Origin of the sequence: Pseudomonas sp. NFPP24, assembly GCF_900112095.1 — a bacterium.
GTDB classification, from domain to species: Bacteria; Pseudomonadota; Gammaproteobacteria; order Pseudomonadales; family Pseudomonadaceae; genus Aquipseudomonas; species Aquipseudomonas extremorientalis.
Genome location: NZ_FOKD01000003.1, coordinates 505463 through 520272, shown reverse-complemented (window position 1 = coordinate 520272; position 14810 = coordinate 505463). Strand labels below are relative to the sequence as shown.

Annotated in this window: 17 protein-coding genes and 1 pseudogene; 9 read left to right on the top strand and 9 right to left on the bottom strand. The window is 59.2% G+C overall.

What is annotated here, in order from left to right; all coding sequences use genetic code 11:
* Position 1: 1 nt before the first annotated feature.
* The gene (pcp, locus tag BM026_RS09285) at positions 2 to 643 is read left to right on the top strand and encodes a pyroglutamyl-peptidase I (RefSeq protein ID WP_093528222.1); all 642 of its coding nucleotides are present in this window, start codon (positions 2 to 4) and stop codon (positions 641 to 643) included.
* 15 nt (positions 644 to 658) lie between these two features.
* Here pcp and BM026_RS09280 read toward each other — a convergent pair whose 3' ends face one another.
* The 5 genes and pseudogenes from BM026_RS09280 to BM026_RS09260 all read right to left on the bottom strand — a co-directional run.
* A complete protein-coding gene (locus BM026_RS09280; RefSeq protein WP_058426270.1) occupies positions 659 to 883 on the bottom strand; it encodes a hypothetical protein in 225 nt (74 codons plus the stop codon).
* A 124-nt stretch (positions 884 to 1007) separates the two neighbouring features.
* On the bottom strand, positions 1008 to 2408 hold the full coding sequence (locus BM026_RS09275; protein ID WP_093528219.1) for a heavy metal sensor histidine kinase: 1401 nt from the start codon (positions 2406 to 2408) through the stop codon (positions 1008 to 1010).
* Positions 2405 to 3076 carry a heavy metal response regulator transcription factor gene (locus tag BM026_RS09270; protein ID WP_071492202.1) on the bottom strand — a complete coding sequence of 224 codons (672 nt, stop codon included), beginning with the start codon at positions 3074 to 3076 and terminating at the stop codon, positions 2405 to 2407. Before BM026_RS09270 ends, BM026_RS09275 begins: the two co-directional genes overlap by 4 nt.
* A 42-nt stretch (positions 3077 to 3118) precedes the next feature.
* On the bottom strand, positions 3119 to 3364 hold the full coding sequence (locus BM026_RS09265; protein ID WP_071492201.1) for a DUF2790 domain-containing protein: 246 nt from the start codon (positions 3362 to 3364) through the stop codon (positions 3119 to 3121).
* A 111-nt stretch (positions 3365 to 3475) separates the two neighbouring features.
* Positions 3476 to 3952, bottom strand: a pseudogene (locus tag BM026_RS09260) (alpha/beta fold hydrolase); the annotation flags it as partial.
* A gap of 136 nt (positions 3953 to 4088) precedes the next feature.
* Between BM026_RS09260 and BM026_RS09255 the strand changes: the two are divergent.
* Entirely contained in the window at positions 4089 to 4766 is a 678-nt protein-coding gene (locus tag BM026_RS09255; protein ID WP_093513080.1) for an HAD family hydrolase, read from the top strand.
* A 516-nt stretch (positions 4767 to 5282) separates the two neighbouring features.
* Here BM026_RS09255 and csrA read toward each other — a convergent pair.
* Positions 5283 to 5477, bottom strand: a complete 195-nt coding sequence (gene csrA / locus BM026_RS09245; RefSeq protein WP_058426265.1) for a carbon storage regulator CsrA — start codon at positions 5475 to 5477, stop codon at positions 5283 to 5285.
* Between the two features lie 263 nt (positions 5478 to 5740).
* On the opposite strand from csrA, the gene BM026_RS09240 reads away from it, so the two are divergent.
* The gene (locus BM026_RS09240) at positions 5741 to 6106 is read left to right on the top strand and encodes a penicillin-binding protein activator LpoB (RefSeq protein WP_092250381.1); all 366 of its coding nucleotides are present in this window, start codon (positions 5741 to 5743) and stop codon (positions 6104 to 6106) included.
* Between the two features lie 31 nt (positions 6107 to 6137).
* On the opposite strand, the gene BM026_RS09235 is transcribed toward BM026_RS09240, so the two are convergent.
* The 3 genes from BM026_RS09235 to BM026_RS09225 all read right to left on the bottom strand — a co-directional run bounded on the left by BM026_RS09235 (position 6138) and on the right by BM026_RS09225 (position 8342).
* Positions 6138 to 6827, bottom strand: a complete 690-nt coding sequence (locus BM026_RS09235; RefSeq protein WP_071492196.1) for an endonuclease — start codon at positions 6825 to 6827, stop codon at positions 6138 to 6140.
* 4 nt (positions 6828 to 6831) lie between these two features.
* Complete coding sequence (locus BM026_RS09230) at positions 6832 to 7083, bottom strand: DUF1654 domain-containing protein (RefSeq protein WP_083351486.1); 252 nt, start codon at positions 7081 to 7083, stop codon at positions 6832 to 6834.
* Between the two features lie 170 nt (positions 7084 to 7253).
* Positions 7254 to 8342 (bottom strand): asparaginase, encoded by a 1089-nt coding sequence (locus tag BM026_RS09225; RefSeq protein WP_071492194.1) that lies wholly within the window; start codon positions 8340 to 8342, stop codon positions 7254 to 7256.
* A gap of 552 nt (positions 8343 to 8894) precedes the next feature.
* On the opposite strand from BM026_RS09225, the gene BM026_RS09220 reads away from it, so the two are divergent.
* Genes BM026_RS09220 through rbsD form a run of 6 tightly spaced genes read left to right on the top strand, consistent with a single transcriptional unit; the run spans position 8895 to position 14805 of the window.
* The gene (locus tag BM026_RS09220) at positions 8895 to 9851 is read left to right on the top strand and encodes a sugar ABC transporter substrate-binding protein (protein ID WP_092250390.1); all 957 of its coding nucleotides are present in this window, start codon (positions 8895 to 8897) and stop codon (positions 9849 to 9851) included.
* 58 nt (positions 9852 to 9909) lie between these two features.
* Positions 9910 to 11463 carry a sugar ABC transporter ATP-binding protein gene (locus tag BM026_RS09215; RefSeq protein WP_071492193.1) on the top strand — a complete coding sequence of 518 codons (1554 nt, stop codon included), beginning with the start codon at positions 9910 to 9912 and terminating at the stop codon, positions 11461 to 11463.
* The gene (locus BM026_RS09210) at positions 11460 to 12437 is read left to right on the top strand and encodes an ABC transporter permease (RefSeq protein ID WP_017528200.1); all 978 of its coding nucleotides are present in this window, start codon (positions 11460 to 11462) and stop codon (positions 12435 to 12437) included. The genes BM026_RS09215 and BM026_RS09210 overlap by 4 nt, the downstream gene beginning before the upstream one ends.
* A 3-nt stretch (positions 12438 to 12440) precedes the next feature.
* Complete coding sequence (locus BM026_RS09205) at positions 12441 to 13463, top strand: LacI family DNA-binding transcriptional regulator (protein ID WP_093528216.1); 1023 nt, start codon at positions 12441 to 12443, stop codon at positions 13461 to 13463.
* 23 nt (positions 13464 to 13486) lie between these two features.
* A complete protein-coding gene (gene rbsK / locus BM026_RS09200) occupies positions 13487 to 14404 on the top strand; it encodes a ribokinase (protein ID WP_093528213.1) in 918 nt (305 codons plus the stop codon).
* Complete coding sequence (gene rbsD / locus BM026_RS09195; protein ID WP_071492190.1) at positions 14401 to 14805, top strand: D-ribose pyranase; 405 nt, start codon at positions 14401 to 14403, stop codon at positions 14803 to 14805. Before rbsK ends, rbsD begins: the two co-directional genes overlap by 4 nt.
* Positions 14806 to 14810: the final 5 nt, after the last annotated feature.

Sequence of the window (14810 nt, the reverse complement as noted above, 5' to 3'; positions counted from 1 at the left end):
GATGCAAATTGTACTGCTGACGGGTTTCGAGCCCTTTGATCAAGACCGGGTGAACCCCTCCTGGGAAGCCGTGCGCCAACTGGACGGCGTGCGACTGGGAAGCGATGTGCAGATTGTTGCGCGATTGCTGCCTTGCGCATTTGCCACGGCGGGCGCGTGCGTGACCGGGCTGATCGACGAGTTGCACCCTGCGATGGTGATTGCGACTGGCCTGGGGCCTGGGCGTAGCGATATCTCAGTCGAACGGGTGGCGATCAATATCAATGATGCACGCATCCCCGATAACCTCGGGGAGCAGCCTATCGATACGGCTGTCGTAGCCGGCGGCCCGGCGGCCTACTTCACGACCTTGCCGATCAAGGCGATGGTCAAGGCTGTGCGCGACGCGGGAGTCGCGGCCTCGGTATCGCAGACGGCTGGGACATTTGTGTGTAACCAGGTGTTTTATCTGTTGCAGCATGCGCTCGCAGGTTCTGGGGTACGCAGTGGGTTTATCCACGTACCTTTTCTGCCAGAGCAGGTGGCAGATTCACAGCGGCCCTCAATGGCGTTGGATACGTTGGTTGCGGGGCTGCAGACAGCTGTGCTGGCGGCGTGGCAAACACCGGTAGATGCAGAGGAAGCGGGCGGGCAGGTCAGCTGATCGGCCCGACGCTCCTCAAATCGCAAACAGTCGGGTAAGCCCGAAGGTGATAGCGCAAGCCAGGCCTGTCATGGCGAATGCGGTTGCCACGTACCATTTGATAAGGTTCAGTTCAGTAGTTGCCAGGTCTGCCTTGGAAGCGAAGTGCTTGTCCATGGCATCTGCCTTGCTCGAAACGGTGATCAGCTTCTCATTCATTTCAGCCAGCCCCTTTTCCAGTAAACCTAATCGCATTTCCATTTCAGGATCTCCATAATTTTACCGCTGCCGGCTCTCCCTTGAGCCCCTTGGGAAGCGAGACTAGTCTGGCTTGCGACCAGTGTTAAGAGACAAACCTTTGCAAAATAACACCGGGCGTTTGCGCTCAATCTTCCCGTCTAGGAAAGAACAACTCAAAACACGTCACACCTGCCTCACTGCTTACGCTGTACCGCCCGTTATGCAGTTGCATGATGGTTGCCACAATCGATAATCCCAACCCGTTGGACTGTGCAGAACGTTCCCGTGACTCATCCACCCGGTAAAACCGTTCGAACAGCCGCGGCAGATGCTCGGCGGCGATGGTCTCGCCTTGATTGCTGACCCTCAGGTGAATGCCATCGGCGCTTGGCACGGCGCGGATCTCCAGCTCGGTACCTGGCGCACCATATTTGATGGCGTTGGCGCACAGGTTCGCCAGGGCCCTGCGCAGCAGCATTGGCTCCGCCCAGATCACGCCTTCACCTTCGGCGTGAATGCTGATATCCACATCACCCGCCAAGCCCTCAAAGTACTCGGCGATGCGTTCCACCTCGTCCCAGGCACTGAGTTCCTGGCGTTGCCGCAAAGCACTGGCCGGGTCGGTGCGCGCGAGGAACAGCATGTTATCGAGCATCCGCGCCAGGCGTTCAAGCTCTTCCACATTGGACGCCAACAACTGCTGATAACTTTCAATGCTGCGGTGCTGTTGCAGGGCGACCTGGGTTTCTCCCAGCAAATTGTTGATGGGTGTGCGCAGCTCGTGGGCCATGTCGGTGGACACCTGACCCAGTTGGACAAAGCCCTTGGCCAGCCGCTCAAGCATGGTATTGAATGAATCAATCATCGGTAGCAGTTCCTTAGGCGCGCCGTGGCTGTCGAGGCGTTCGGCGAGGTTGCCGACGCCAATGCCTTGAGCGTGCCGGGCCAGGCGTCGCATCGGTAACAGCCCGCGATGAACCAGCAGGTAGCCGACCAGGGCCAGGATGATCGCGGCAATGCTCGCCAGGATATAAACGCTCAGGCGATAGCTGGCGAGTACGCTGGTGCGCTCGGTCATCAGGCGCCCCGTGGTGACTTGCAGGCTGCCCAGGTCGCCGGAGTCGATGGACGCGGCGACGGTGGCGAAGGGTACGCCGTTGATGCTGGGAAAATGGTGTACGTCGGCGAGCGTCAGTTCGTGGTTCTTGGGGACCGGGGGTATGGAAGGCAGGTCGATATTGCCGGGATTGACCGTCAGCAATGGCTTCTGTCCTGGCGCGGCGATGCTCAGTACCGATTCGCGGTTGCCGAGCATGTTCTGGAACAACTCCGGCTTGGTCTTGATCAGGTCCAGGGTGTTGCTGTCATTGAGCAGGTTGCGCAACTGATCGATGCGGTAGATCAAGGCCGCGTCGTCACGCATGATCAATTCCCGCTCCAGTTCGCGATACAGCGCCACACCGAGGGTCGCCAGCAGGGCGAAGGCGAGCAGGGCGAAGATCAACGCCAGACGCAGGGTCAGGGAGTAATGACGGCGTGTGTTCATGGCTGGGTATCGAAACGGTAGCCGATGCCACGCACGCTGTGGATCAGCTTGAGCTGGAACGGGTCGTCGATTTTCAGGCGCAGGCGCCGTACGGCCACGTCGACCACGTTGGTGTCGCTGTCGAAATTCATGTCCCACACCCGCGAGGCGATCAGCGAGCGGGACAGCACCTGGTCCTGATGAGTGGCGAACAGGTGCAGCAAGGCGAACTCTTTGTTGGTCAGGGTGATGCGGGTGCCGGCGCGGGTGACACGGCGTTTGAGCACGTCGATTTGCAGGTCGGCGATCTGCAGCTGTTCCTCCTCGCGGCTTGGGCCACGACGGGTCAGGGTTCGCAAACGTGCCACCAGTTCGGCGAAGGAAAAAGGCTTGATCAGGTAATCATCTGCACCCAGCTCCAGGCCCTTGATGCGGTCGGCAATGTCGTCGCGAGCCGTCAGGAAAAGTACCGGCGTATCCGCTTCCTTTCGCAGGCGGCGCAGCACCTCCCAGCCGTCCATTTTCGGCATCATCACATCCAGCACGATCACGTCGAACGCTGTTTCCAGGGCCTGGTGCAAACCGTCCACGCCGTCACGGGCGAGGCTGACGGAGTAACCCAGTTCCTGCAGGCCGTTGAGCAGGTAATTGCCGGCCTTGGGTTCGTCTTCGACTACAAGAATGTTCATGGAAAGTGCCCTGTCTCAATGCGTGGCGCAAGTGTAGCCCGATCAATTGTCGCTGGCGCAACCGATGCCCTGGACCTGGTAGTCCAACACATGTTCGCGACCCTGGCTGTCCAGGTAGTCGAGGCGCGCCGGGACGATGCCGCATTGGCCGTAGGTGTCGGTGCTCGACAGCACTTTGGCCACATCCAGGTGCACGAAGAAGCCGGTTTTGTCATGGATCACAGGTTCTGCGGCAAGCACGGAACCGGTAGCGAGCAGAGCGGTAAAACCGAGGACAAACAGTTTCATGGTGGTATCTCTCTTAAAGGGTTAGCTGCCAGATCGTGACAGTGAGTTCACGGTAACCAGGCACCCCGAACAGCCAACCAACAGGATGATGACAAGTTTGTAATGCACGGCTCAGGGCTGGCGGCCAGAGGCCTCGAGGATCAGGTCGGTGATTTCCTTGGCGTGGGACACCAGCGACAGGTGGCTCGAAGGCAGCTCGATGGTGGTGGCGTTCATGCGCTTGGCGAGGAAGCGCTCCAAGTCCGGCTTGATGGTCTGGTCATTCGCCGACACTGCATACCAGGAAGGCTTGGTGTGCCAGGCGGCGTTGACGGTGCGACCGCTGAACAGGGTCTTGGCGATGGGCTGCTGCACGGCGTACAGCTCCATGGCCTTGGCATGCGGCACATCGCCGGCAAAGTACTTGAGGAAGGCCTCCTGGCTCAGGGTGAGGTAGCCGTCGTGGTCTTCAACGCCGGCCCGCACCGGCATGCTTGGATACTTTGCCGAGAGCGCGACAAAGTCCTCATTGGCGTCAGGCGCGCGGGCGGCCACGTACACCAGGGCGCTGACCTTCGGGTTGGCCCCGGCGTCGACTCCACTGTATGAAGTGAGGGTGCTGGTAAGACTTACCGCTCCATTACAAACCTGTAATGCAATCGACCTCGGTAGCGTTTACAAGCACCGAGGTGATCCGTAGATTGCATCGGGCCTATCATTTTTCCGCCCATGAGGAATTCGCTCAGTGTCTATCCGAGCTTCAGCCGTGTTCAATCGCCGTTACCGTGCCTTTTTGTTTGATATGGATGGGACCTTGCTCAACTCCATTGCCGCTGCCGAGCGGGTGTGGAGCATCTGGGCTGAACGTCATGGGCTGGATGTGGCGGCTTTTTTGACGACTATTCACGGCGCCCGCGCGATCGACACCATCACACGCCAGGCATTGCCGGGCGTCGATCCCGAGGTTGAAGCGCAGTGGATCACCGAGGCTGAAATCAATGATGTCGAAGGTGTTGTGGCGATTTCCGGCGCCGTGGCGTTTCTGAACCGCCTGCCGGGTGATCAATGGGCGTTGGTCACTTCTGCCCCCAGGGAGTTGGCGTTGCGCCGACTGCAAGCAGCGGGCATTGCGCCGCCGGCGGTATTGGTGACGGCTGAAGACGTGGCCGTCGGCAAGCCGAATCCGGCTTGTTACGTTTTGGGGGCGCAACGCCTGGGTGTGCCGGTGCAGGAATGCCTGGTGTTTGAAGATGCGCCGGTGGGTATTCGTGCGGGAGAGGCCGCAGGCGCGGATGTGATGGTCGTGACGTCGACGCATCACACGCCTATGGCCACTGACCACCCTTCGATAGACGGGTACCAGCAGTTGGACGTACAGCGTGACGCAGATGGCTTGTTGTACTTGAAGAGTCGGACGGGCTGATACGAAAAGGCCAAACTCGCGCTGTGACGCTGTTGATAGGGGGGCTGCTAGCGATGAGCGCGATGTCACTGACGCGTTTGCCGGCACAACCTGCGTTGTACGGACTTCTGGATGGGTTTGAGACAAAACAGGAACAAGTACCCGCAAAGCAGCAGCGCCAAGTCCAGCCCCGAATGAGGAGCGGCGGAGCCGGAGCCTTCGATTGCATACTTCAAACCATAGGCCAGCCCTGCGAAGACCCATCCTATCGATAAGGCGATCATCCAAGACGTGTAGGCAAATGGCGGTGGGGGCCTGGGCCGCATCGACATGCTCCTGAATGCACGCGGATAGCTGAGTGTCAGTCAGAAGATTCGGCTGAGAATGAAACAACAAGTTCCGGGCGTGAAGACAGTTTCATCTTTCCATGAAGATGAACGTATTGGTGGCGTCAGTCACGCAGCAATGACAAGAGCGGTGTGAAGAGGTTTTCGCCAGCCATTACAGTGCACGAAAGGGCTGGCTACTGAGGGCGCTTCAAGGCGTCTGGTTTTTGTCCGGGGCAGTCAAACCGGCCTGGATGCGCTGGTAGATCTCCTCGCGATGCACGGCAACATCCTTGGGTGCGTTGATGCCGATTCTTACTTGCTGGCCGCTGACGCCCAGGATGGTGACCGTGATGTCATCACCGATGTTTATGCTTTCACCAACTTTGCGGGTGAGTATCAGCATGGACTTCTCCTTGATTACTTTTAAGGACACATGTTTCAGACAGGGCAGGTGTCGGATGTGTGTAGCTTACTGCTAAGCGCTTCCCTGTGACTGCCTCTTTTTAGGACGCATAGAGGCGACATTAATTCCCATGGCGGCATCATACAGGTCTGCGATACATGATTCGCATTGTTTAAGCCAATGTTTATGACGGCCAGAATAGACAGTGAATGATAAAGTCGCCTCTTTATCTTTAAAGGAGCAGGGCAGTGCGTAAAGTAGCGATGGCAATGGCGGTGTTGGCATTGGCCGGTTGCGGTGAGGACAAACGCGTGGAGGCCCCCAGGAGCAAGCCTGTCGTGACCGAAAACCAGCCTCGAACCGGCGCGATTGCTGCCCAGGAATGGGACGTGTGGGTCGGGCCGCCGGACCACAAGCTACAGGCCATCACCGACCTTACGGCCTGGTTGCTGGAGCATGGTTTCAACTTTTACATCGTGAAGGTTGACGGCAAGGACGAAGTCCTGCTGGGGCCGTTCGCGACCAAGGCTGAAGCGCAGGCCAAGCAGGCACTGCTCAACGAGAAAATGGCGCGCGCCAAGAAAACCGATACCGAATCGCAGGTTATCGAGCACAAGGCGGCACAGTAACGCGCCGGGTGGGCGGGAGTTTCGCCCATTTTCAACTACAGGCTTTCAGATTCACCGGGCCGACAAACTCATTGCCGCGCCCCATCACACACGCCACTGTCTGGTTACGCTGGCGCTCCCATGCCTGCACCGGGTAGGTCTTGTTCCAGGCTTCGTACAACTGGCGATCCTGTTTCGACAGTCGCAAGCCGTACTGTTTGCTCATATAAAAATAGGTGCGGGCGATCATTCCCCGGATGGAAGGGCGCGGCATGACCTTCTTGGCCTTGAAATCCACTTGAGTCAGGCAAGACCCATACTGCCCGCTTTGTACCGGCAGCCAGCCAAAACTGAAGTTATTACGGTCACCGTTGACCTCACCGATGCTGGGTACCAGGTTGTGCAGGTCCGCTTCGGCACGCTTGAACACGTCATCATGGCGCGTGCAGTTCTTACGTCCACCGTCCTGCCAGCATTGGCGCTGATGCCCGATCTGCCAGGCGGGAACAATGTGCTCCCATTCGATGCGTGCGGCACGATTGGCGTTTTTGCGGGGGATGTAGCCACAGGCTTTCAAGTCCACGCGATTGCCCGTGTACTTGCAGCCGCAATAGAACTCGGTGGATTGTGGCGCGTAGAGCTTCCAGGCGATTTTCTTGGCTTCACTGAACGTGCGTGGCGCCTGGGCGTGGGCGGTGACAGCAAAAAACAGGCAGCACACCGCGATAAAACGGACACTCATTGAATCAATCTTCCTTCGGTACAACCCAGAAAATCTGTACGCCACCGTCGTCACGATAGGCGAGGGTGACGTTGTCGTTCTCTGCTATTTCCTCCAGCAACCGCGCCCATTCATCCTCGGGCTCGTCCGGCAAACGGAAGATCAACGCCGCCTTGGCTTTCTGGGCGTTGGTTGAATTGATGATCTTTTGCACGCGAATAGCCAGGCGTTCGTAGGCATCAGGTGCGGTTGGCACTGCGGAAGAGGACTTTGCCACGGAGTATTCCTTAATAAGCTGTACGCACATACAGTATTTAACTGTAGGCGATTTCGCAACTACTTAAAATTCAAGAAGTTCGTCTTACAGCAATTCAGGCAATTGGGTGTAGGGCGGGGCGGGATGGTGCAGGAGCGAGCATGCTCGCTCCTGCAGGGGACAGTCAGGAATCAATATTCCCAGAACATGCGCTGCAGCTCTTTGCTGTCTTGGGTCTTGGTCAAGGCGACCATGGCCAGGATGCGGGCTTTCTGCGGGTTCAGGTCGAGTGCAGCCACCCAGTCGTATTTGTCGTCAGGCTGTTCGGCGTTGCGCAGAACCATGCCACCGGCATTCACGTGGGAAGAGCGAATGATCTGTACACCCTGTTTGCGCAGTTCCACCAGGGCAGGTACGACTTTGGAGGACACGGAGCCGTTGCCAGTGCCGGCGTGGATGATGGCTTTGGCGCCTGCTTGAGCCAGGGCCTTGTAGGCAGTGTCGCTCACGTTGCCGTAGCCATAGGCGATCTCGACGTCCGGCAGGCTCTTGATGTTCTTGATATCGAATTCCGAATCCATTGTGTGACGCTTGGCCGGCAAGCGGAACCAGTAGGATTTGCCTTCAACCACCATGCCCAGTGGGCCCCATGGGCTCTTGAACGCTTCGGTCTTGATATTGATCATCTTGCTGACGTCGCGACCCGACTGGATCTCGTCGTTCATGGTGACCAGCACGCCTTTGCCGCGTGCATCCTTGCTGCCGGCCACGGCCACAGCGTTGTACAGGTTGAGCATGCCGTCCGCCGACATGGCGGTGCCTGGTCGCATGGAGCCGACCACCACGATTGGCTTGTCGGTTTTCTCCACCAGGTTCAGGAAGTAGGCGGTTTCTTCCAGGGTGTCGGTACCGTGGGTGATCACGATGCCGTCCACATCCTTGCTGTCGGCCAGTTCGGCGACGCGGCGACCCAGTTGCAGCAGGTTGTCATTGTTGATGCTTTCGGACGCAATTTGCATCACTTGCTCGCCACGCACATTGGCGATCTGGCTAAGCTCAGGAACACCAGCGATCAATTGCTCGATACCGACTTTCGCTGCCTGGTAGGTGGCGCTGTTGGCTGCGCTGGCGCCGGCGCCGGCAATGGTACCGCCGGTGGCGAGGATCACCACGTTGGACAGTTTGGTCTTGGTTTCAACTTCCTTTGCCTGGGCGGCAACGGGGAACAACAGCAGGAGGGCTAACGCGCCCGGAACAAAAGTCTTCAGTGCAGATTTCATTATTTTTCTCTCTGGTTTTTGATGAGTGCTGTAGCAGGTTCACCTAGAACACCCGTGCGGTTCTGAATGCCACGAGGTGATGAGGTAGAGCAGGATCTGTACCAGGCTCAGCGTGAACGCTAAAACAATTTAAATTATTGATTTATAACAGTTAATATTGATTTTTCGGGCTTATTTATCATGTGGGTGTCCGGCTTTCCGAACATCGGACCGCATTGCGTTCGGTTGTCCGAAAAGTTGACCGCCAGGCTTTTGAGGATGCATGAATGATGCGTTCCAGCCTGTCGTTTCAGAGAACGATTGGAAGTGTGTGATGTTTAGCTGCATCTATGCCCAAGCGTGAGGGAGGGCCTGGATGAAAGGGTGTTTTCAACCGTTGACAAATCTCGACAAGGTTCTCATAGTTTGAACAACGCAAACGTTTGCGAGATGTTTCACGAAGCACTCATTGAGTATCGTGATAGCTCGTATCAGTCCCCCGGGTGGGAAGGCTGCCGAAGGGGTCTTCGGTGCAAGCGTTGCTCACAATAATCATAAGATCGGAGTGAAACCATGAAGCTGCCATTCGCTGGACGTCTTCTTGCTGTCGCTGTGCTTGCCGCCGCATCCGCTGCCCTGCCTCTCTCCTCTGCATTTGCCGATGACGCCGCCAAACCCAAGGTCGGCCTGGTCATGAAATCCCTCGCCAATGAATTCTTCGTCACCATGCAGGACGGTGCCAAGACGTATCAGAAAGAGCACGCCGCCGATTTCGACATGATCACCAACGGGATCAAGAACGAAACCGACACCAGCGCGCAGATCGATATCGTCAACCAGATGATCCTCGCCAAGGTCAACGCCATCGTGATCGCGCCTGCTGATTCGAAGGCACTGGTCACCGTGCTGAAGAAGGCCTCCGATGCCGGTATCAAGGTCGTCAACATCGATAACCGCCTCGACCCGGATGTGCTTAAAAGCAAGAACCTCGATATCCCATTCGTAGGCCCGGACAACCGTAAAGGCTCGAAACTGGTGGGTGACTACCTGGCCAAGCAACTGGCCTCGGGTGACAAGGTCGGCATTATCGAAGGTGTGCCGACCACCACCAACGCCCAGCAACGTACTGCAGGCTACAAGGATGCGATGGACGCTGCCGGCATGAAGATTGTGTCCACTCAATCCGGCAACTGGGAAATCGACCAGGGCCAGAAAGTGGCGTCCGCCATGCTGAGCGAATACCCGGACCTCAAGGCCCTGCTGGCCGGTAACGACAACATGGCCCTGGGCGCGGTCTCCGCCGTGCGTGCGGCAGGCAAAGCCGGCAAGGTGCTGGTCGTAGGCTATGACAACATCGAAGCCATCAAGCCGATGCTGCAGGACGGTCGTGTGCTGGCGACCGCCGACCAGGCCGCTGCCAAGCAAGCCGTGTTCGGTATCCAGAATGCGCTCAAGCTGGTCAAGGGTGAGAAAGTCGATGCCAAGGACGGCGTGATCGAGACCCCGGTCGAACTCGTCCTCAAGAAGTAATTCCGGCAATACCCCAACAGCGCCCGCTCGTCCTGGGCGGGCGCCTGGAGATTTTCCTATGTCATCTTCCGCCCCGAACGCTGTCCTCTCGGTCAGCGGTATCGGCAAGACCTATGCCCAACCGGTTCTGTCCGACATCACCCTGACGCTCAATCGTGGGGAAGTGCTGGCGCTGACCGGTGAAAACGGCGCAGGCAAAAGTACCTTGTCGAAGATCATCGGCGGGCTGGTCACGCCGACCACCGGGCAGATGCAGTTCAACGGCCAGGATTATCGCCCTGGCAGCCGCACCCAGGCTGAAGAGCTGGGCGTGCGCATGGTCATGCAGGAACTCAACCTGCTGCCGACGCTGACCGTTGCCGAAAACCTGTTCCTGGATAACCTGCCCAGCCACTGCGGCTGGATCAGCCGCAAGCAACTGCGCAAGGCGGCGGTCGAGGCCATGGCCCAGGTCGGGCTGGACGCTATCGACCCTGACACTCTGGTTGGCAGCCTGGGCATTGGTCATCAGCAAATGGTCGAAATCGCACGCAACCTGATCGGCGATTGTCACGTACTGATCCTTGACGAACCCACGGCCATGCTCACGGCCCGTGAAGTCGAGATGCTGTTCGAACAGATCACCCGTCTGCAGGCCAGGGGCGTGGCGATCATCTATATTTCGCACCGGCTGGAAGAACTTGCCCGTGTTGCCCAGCGCATTGCGGTACTGCGCGACGGCAAGCTGGTCTGTGTCGAGCCGATGGCCAATTACAACAGCGAGCAACTGGTCACCTTGATGGTGGGGCGCGAGCTGGGCGAGCACATCGACCTGGGCCCGCGAACCATCGGGGGGCCGGCGCTGACCGTAAAAGGCCTGACCCGCTCGGACAAGGTCCGCGACGTGTCCTTTGAAGTGCGTGCGGGCGAGATCTATGGCATCTCCGGCCTGATCGGTGCCGGCCGTACTGAATTGTTGCGCCTGATCTTCGGCGCCGACCTGGCCGACAGCGGCACCGTGGCGCTCGGTTCGCCGGCCCAGGTGGTGAGCATCCGCTCGCCCGTGGACGCGGTAGGCCACGGCATTGCCCTGATCACCGAAGACCGCAAGGGTGAAGGGCTGCTGCTGACCCAGTCCATCAGCGCCAACATCGCCCTGGGCAATATGCCGGAAATCTCTGGCGGTGGGGTGGTCAACAGCCGCGACGAAACCGCCTTGGCCAAGCGTCAGATTGACGCCATGCGCATCCGCAGTTCCAGTCCGGCGCAGTTGGTCTCCGAACTGTCCGGCGGTAACCAGCAGAAGGTGGTGATTGGCCGCTGGCTGGAGCGCGACTGCTCGGTGATGCTGTTCGACGAGCCAACCCGCGGCATCGACGTGGGTGCCAAGTTCGATATTTATGCCTTGCTGGGCGAGTTGACCCGCCAGGGCAAAGCGCTGGTGGTGGTGTCCAGCGACCTGCGTGAGCTCATGCTGATCTGCGATCGCATCGGTGTATTGTCCGCCGGGCGCTTGATCGAGACGTTCGAGCGCGACAGCTGGACCCAGGATGAATTGCTCGCCGCCGCCTTCGCCGGCTATCAGAAACGTGATGCGCTGCTCAACGACGCAGTGCTTAGGGATACCCCATGAAAACCACAACCTCCCCTGGCAAGACCGGCGGCAACTTCTATGGCCTGGGTACCTACCTGGGTCTTGCGGGTGCCTTGCTGGCGATGATTGCGCTGTTCTCGGTGCTCAGCGATCACTTCCTGTCCTATGACACCTTCAGTACCCTGGCCAACCAGATTCCGGACCTCATGGTGCTGGCGGTGGGCATGACTTTCATCCTGATCATCGGCGGGATCGACCTGTCGGTGGGCTCGGTGCTGGCACTGGCTGCATCGGCCGTCAGCGTGGCGATCCTCGGCTGGGGCTGGAGCGTGTTGCCGGCTGCCGTACTGGGCATGGGCTGTGCGGCCTTGGCCGGCACCATCACCGGCTCGATCACCGTGGCCTGGCGCATTCCGTCGTTTATCGTCTCCCTCGGCGTGCTGGAAATGGCCCGGGGCGTCGCCTACCAGATGACCGGCTCGCGCACCGCCTACATCGGGGATTCATTTGCCTGGCTGTCCAACCCGATTGCCTTTGGTATCTCGCCGTCGTTCATCATCGCGTTGCTGGTGATCATCGTCGCGCAGCTGGTGTTGACCCGTACTGTGTTTGGTCGTTACCTGATCGGTATCGGCACCAACGAAGAGGCCGTGCGCCTGGCGGGGATCAATCCAAAGCCCTACAAGATCCTGGTGTTCAGCCTCATGGGCCTGCTGGCCGGCGTGGCGGCGCTGTTCCAGATTTCGCGCCTGGAAGCGGCGGACCCGAACGCCGGCTCCGGCCTGGAGCTGCAAGTGATTGCGGCTGTGGTGATCGGCGGCACCAGCCTGATGGGCGGGCGCGGCTCGGTAATCAGTACTTTCTTTGGTGTGTTGATTATTTCGGTACTGGCGGCTGGCCTGGCGCAGATCGGTGCCACGGAACCGACCAAGCGCATCATCACCGGTGCAGTGATCGTGATTGCCGTGGTACTCGATACCTACCGCAGCCGGCGCGCCAGTCGGCGGGGTTGAACCATGGCAACCATCAAGGATGTGGCAGCGCTTGCGGGTATTTCCTACACCACGGTGTCCCATGTGGTGAACAAGACCCGCCCGGTCAGTGAGCCGGTGCGTATCAAGGTTGAAGCGGCGATCAAGCAGCTCGACTACGTGCCCAGTGCCGTCGCGCGCTCACTTAAGGCCAAGACCACGGCCACCATCGGTTTGCTGGTGCCCAACAGCCTCAACCCGTATTTTGCAGAACTGGCTCGCGGCATCGAGGATTACTGCGAGCGTAACGGCTACTGCGTCATCCTGTGCAACTCCGACGACAACGCTGAAAAGCAGCGCAACTATTTGCGCGTGTTGCTGGAAAAGCGCATCGACGGCTTGATCGTCACATCGGTGGGCGGCGATGACAGTGGCCTCGCCGCCGGCTTGAGCGCAGTGCGCACGCCCATGGTGATCGTCGACCGGGCGCTGGATGGCATTGATATGGACCTGGTGCGCATCGATCACGAGGAGGGCGCCTACCTGGCGACCCGGCACCTGCTCGAATTGGGCCATCGCGACATTGCTTGCATTGGCGGCCCTGCCCATACCCGTGTCGCGCAAATGCGTTTGGCGGGTTTTTACCGTGCGCTGCGCGAGGCCGGTGCCGAAGTGGCCGCCAACCGCACCCAGGAAAGCGATTTCACCAGCACGGGCGGTTATGCCGCCGCTGTGCAATTGCTGGCGCAAAACCCGCCCAGTGCGATTTTTGCCAGCAACGATATGATAGGTTTCGGCGTATTGCGTGCAGCGGCAGAGCGCAATATTCGCGTACCCGGCGAGCTGTCGGTGATCGGTTTCGATGACATTCAAATGAGCCGTTACGTCTACCCGGCGCTGACCACGGTCGGGCAGTCGATCGTGCAACTGGGCGAGACGGCCGCCGAGCTTTTACTGCGAAGAATTGCAACACCCCAAATGCCATTCGATCAACGCATCGTGACGCCGAGCATCGTGTTGCGTGAGTCGACGGCACCTGTCTCCGGTACGTTCGCCCAATACCGCTGAACCGAATTGATGAGTACTGATGTATGCCAGCAAAAGTAGTGGTAGTAGGCAGCTTGAACATGGACCTGGTCACCCGTGCCAGCCGGTTGCCCCGTGCCGGTGAAACCTTGATCGGCCAGACATTCTCAACCGTACCTGGCGGCAAGGGTGCGAACCAGGCGGTCGCCTCCGCACGCTTGGGGGCCGATGTGTCGATGATCGGCTGTGTCGGCAGCGATGCCTATGGCATCCAGTTGCGCGATGCGTTGGTGGTGGAAGGCATCGATTGCCAGGCCGTCAGCACCGTGGACGGTTCCAGTGGCGTGGCCTTGATCGTGGTCGACGACAGCAGTCAGAACGCGATTGTGATCGTGGCGGGCAGTAACGGCGAACTGACGCCAGCCTCATTGCAGGCGTTTGATGCGGTGCTGCAGACGGCTGAGGTGATCGTCTGCCAGCTGGAAGTGCCGATGAATACGGTAGGCTATGCCCTCAAGCGCGGTCGTGAGCTGGGCAAGACGGTGATCCTCAACCCTGCACCGGCCAGCGCGCCGTTGCCGGCCGAGTGGTACGCCTCGATCGACTACCTGATCCCCAATGAAAGCGAAGCTGGCGCACTGAGTGGTGTGGCCGTCGACTCCATTGACAGTGCCAAGGCCGCGGCCACCCAACTGATCCTGGCGGGCGCCGGCAAAGTCATCGTCACCCTGGGCTCTCAGGGCGCACTGTTTACCGACGGCCAGAATTTCGAGCACCTGCATGCGCCCAAGGTCAAGGCGGTAGACACAACGGCAGCGGGTGATACGTTCGTCGGTGGCTTTGCTGCGGCGTTGGCCAACGGCAAGAGCGAGGCCGAGGCCATTCGTTTTGGCCAGGTCGCGGCGGCATTGTCGGTCACCCGCGCCGGTGCGCAGCCCTCTATTCCAACGCTGCACGACGTACAAGGTTTTGTGCCCTCATGAAAAAGACACCTCTGCTCAATATTGCCCTGTCGCGTGTGATCGCCTCCCTGGGGCACGGTGACATCCTCGTGATCGGTGACGCTGGCCTGCCGGTGCCGCCGGGTGTCGAGTTGATCGACCTGGCGTTGACCCAGGGCATCCCGGATTTCATCAGCACCTTGCGTATCGTGCTCAGCGAGATGCAGGTTGAACGCCATGTGCTGGCGGAAGAAATCCTGCTCAAGCAACCACCGGCGCTGGTCGAGCTCAATGCGCTCACAGAGCAGGCGGCCCTCGGTGAGCGGCGCCTGGTCAGCCATGACGAATTCAAGCAGCTCAGCCACAAGGCGCGCGCGGTGGTGCGCACTGGTGAATGCCAGCCTTACTGCAATATCGCGCTGGTGTCCGGCGTAACGTTCTAGCGTTC

Coding starts and splice junctions, on each gene's coding strand:
- pcp (WP_093528222.1), top strand. CDS start 2: ATGCAAATTGTACTGCTGACGGGTTTCGAGCCCTTTGATCAAGACCGG.
- BM026_RS09280 (WP_058426270.1), bottom strand. CDS start 883: ATGGAAATGCGATTAGGTTTACTGGAAAAGGGGCTGGCTGAAATGAAT.
- BM026_RS09275 (WP_093528219.1), bottom strand. CDS start 2,408: ATGAACACACGCCGTCATTACTCCCTGACCCTGCGTCTGGCGTTGATC.
- BM026_RS09270 (WP_071492202.1), bottom strand. CDS start 3,076: ATGAACATTCTTGTAGTCGAAGACGAACCCAAGGCCGGCAATTACCTG.
- BM026_RS09265 (WP_071492201.1), bottom strand. CDS start 3,364: ATGAAACTGTTTGTCCTCGGTTTTACCGCTCTGCTCGCTACCGGTTCC.
- csrA (WP_058426265.1), bottom strand. CDS start 5,477: ATGCTGATACTCACCCGCAAAGTTGGTGAAAGCATAAACATCGGTGAT.
- BM026_RS09240 (WP_092250381.1), top strand. CDS start 5,741: ATGGCAATGGCGGTGTTGGCATTGGCCGGTTGCGGTGAGGACAAACGC.
- BM026_RS09235 (WP_071492196.1), bottom strand. CDS start 6,827: ATGAGTGTCCGTTTTATCGCGGTGTGCTGCCTGTTTTTTGCTGTCACC.
- BM026_RS09225 (WP_071492194.1), bottom strand. CDS start 8,342: ATGAAATCTGCACTGAAGACTTTTGTTCCGGGCGCGTTAGCCCTCCTG.
- BM026_RS09220 (WP_092250390.1), top strand. CDS start 8,895: ATGAAGCTGCCATTCGCTGGACGTCTTCTTGCTGTCGCTGTGCTTGCC.
- BM026_RS09215 (WP_071492193.1), top strand. CDS start 9,910: ATGTCATCTTCCGCCCCGAACGCTGTCCTCTCGGTCAGCGGTATCGGC.
- BM026_RS09210 (WP_017528200.1), top strand. CDS start 11,460: ATGAAAACCACAACCTCCCCTGGCAAGACCGGCGGCAACTTCTATGGC.
- BM026_RS09205 (WP_093528216.1), top strand. CDS start 12,441: ATGGCAACCATCAAGGATGTGGCAGCGCTTGCGGGTATTTCCTACACC.
- rbsK (WP_093528213.1), top strand. CDS start 13,487: ATGCCAGCAAAAGTAGTGGTAGTAGGCAGCTTGAACATGGACCTGGTC.
- rbsD (WP_071492190.1), top strand. CDS start 14,401: ATGAAAAAGACACCTCTGCTCAATATTGCCCTGTCGCGTGTGATCGCC.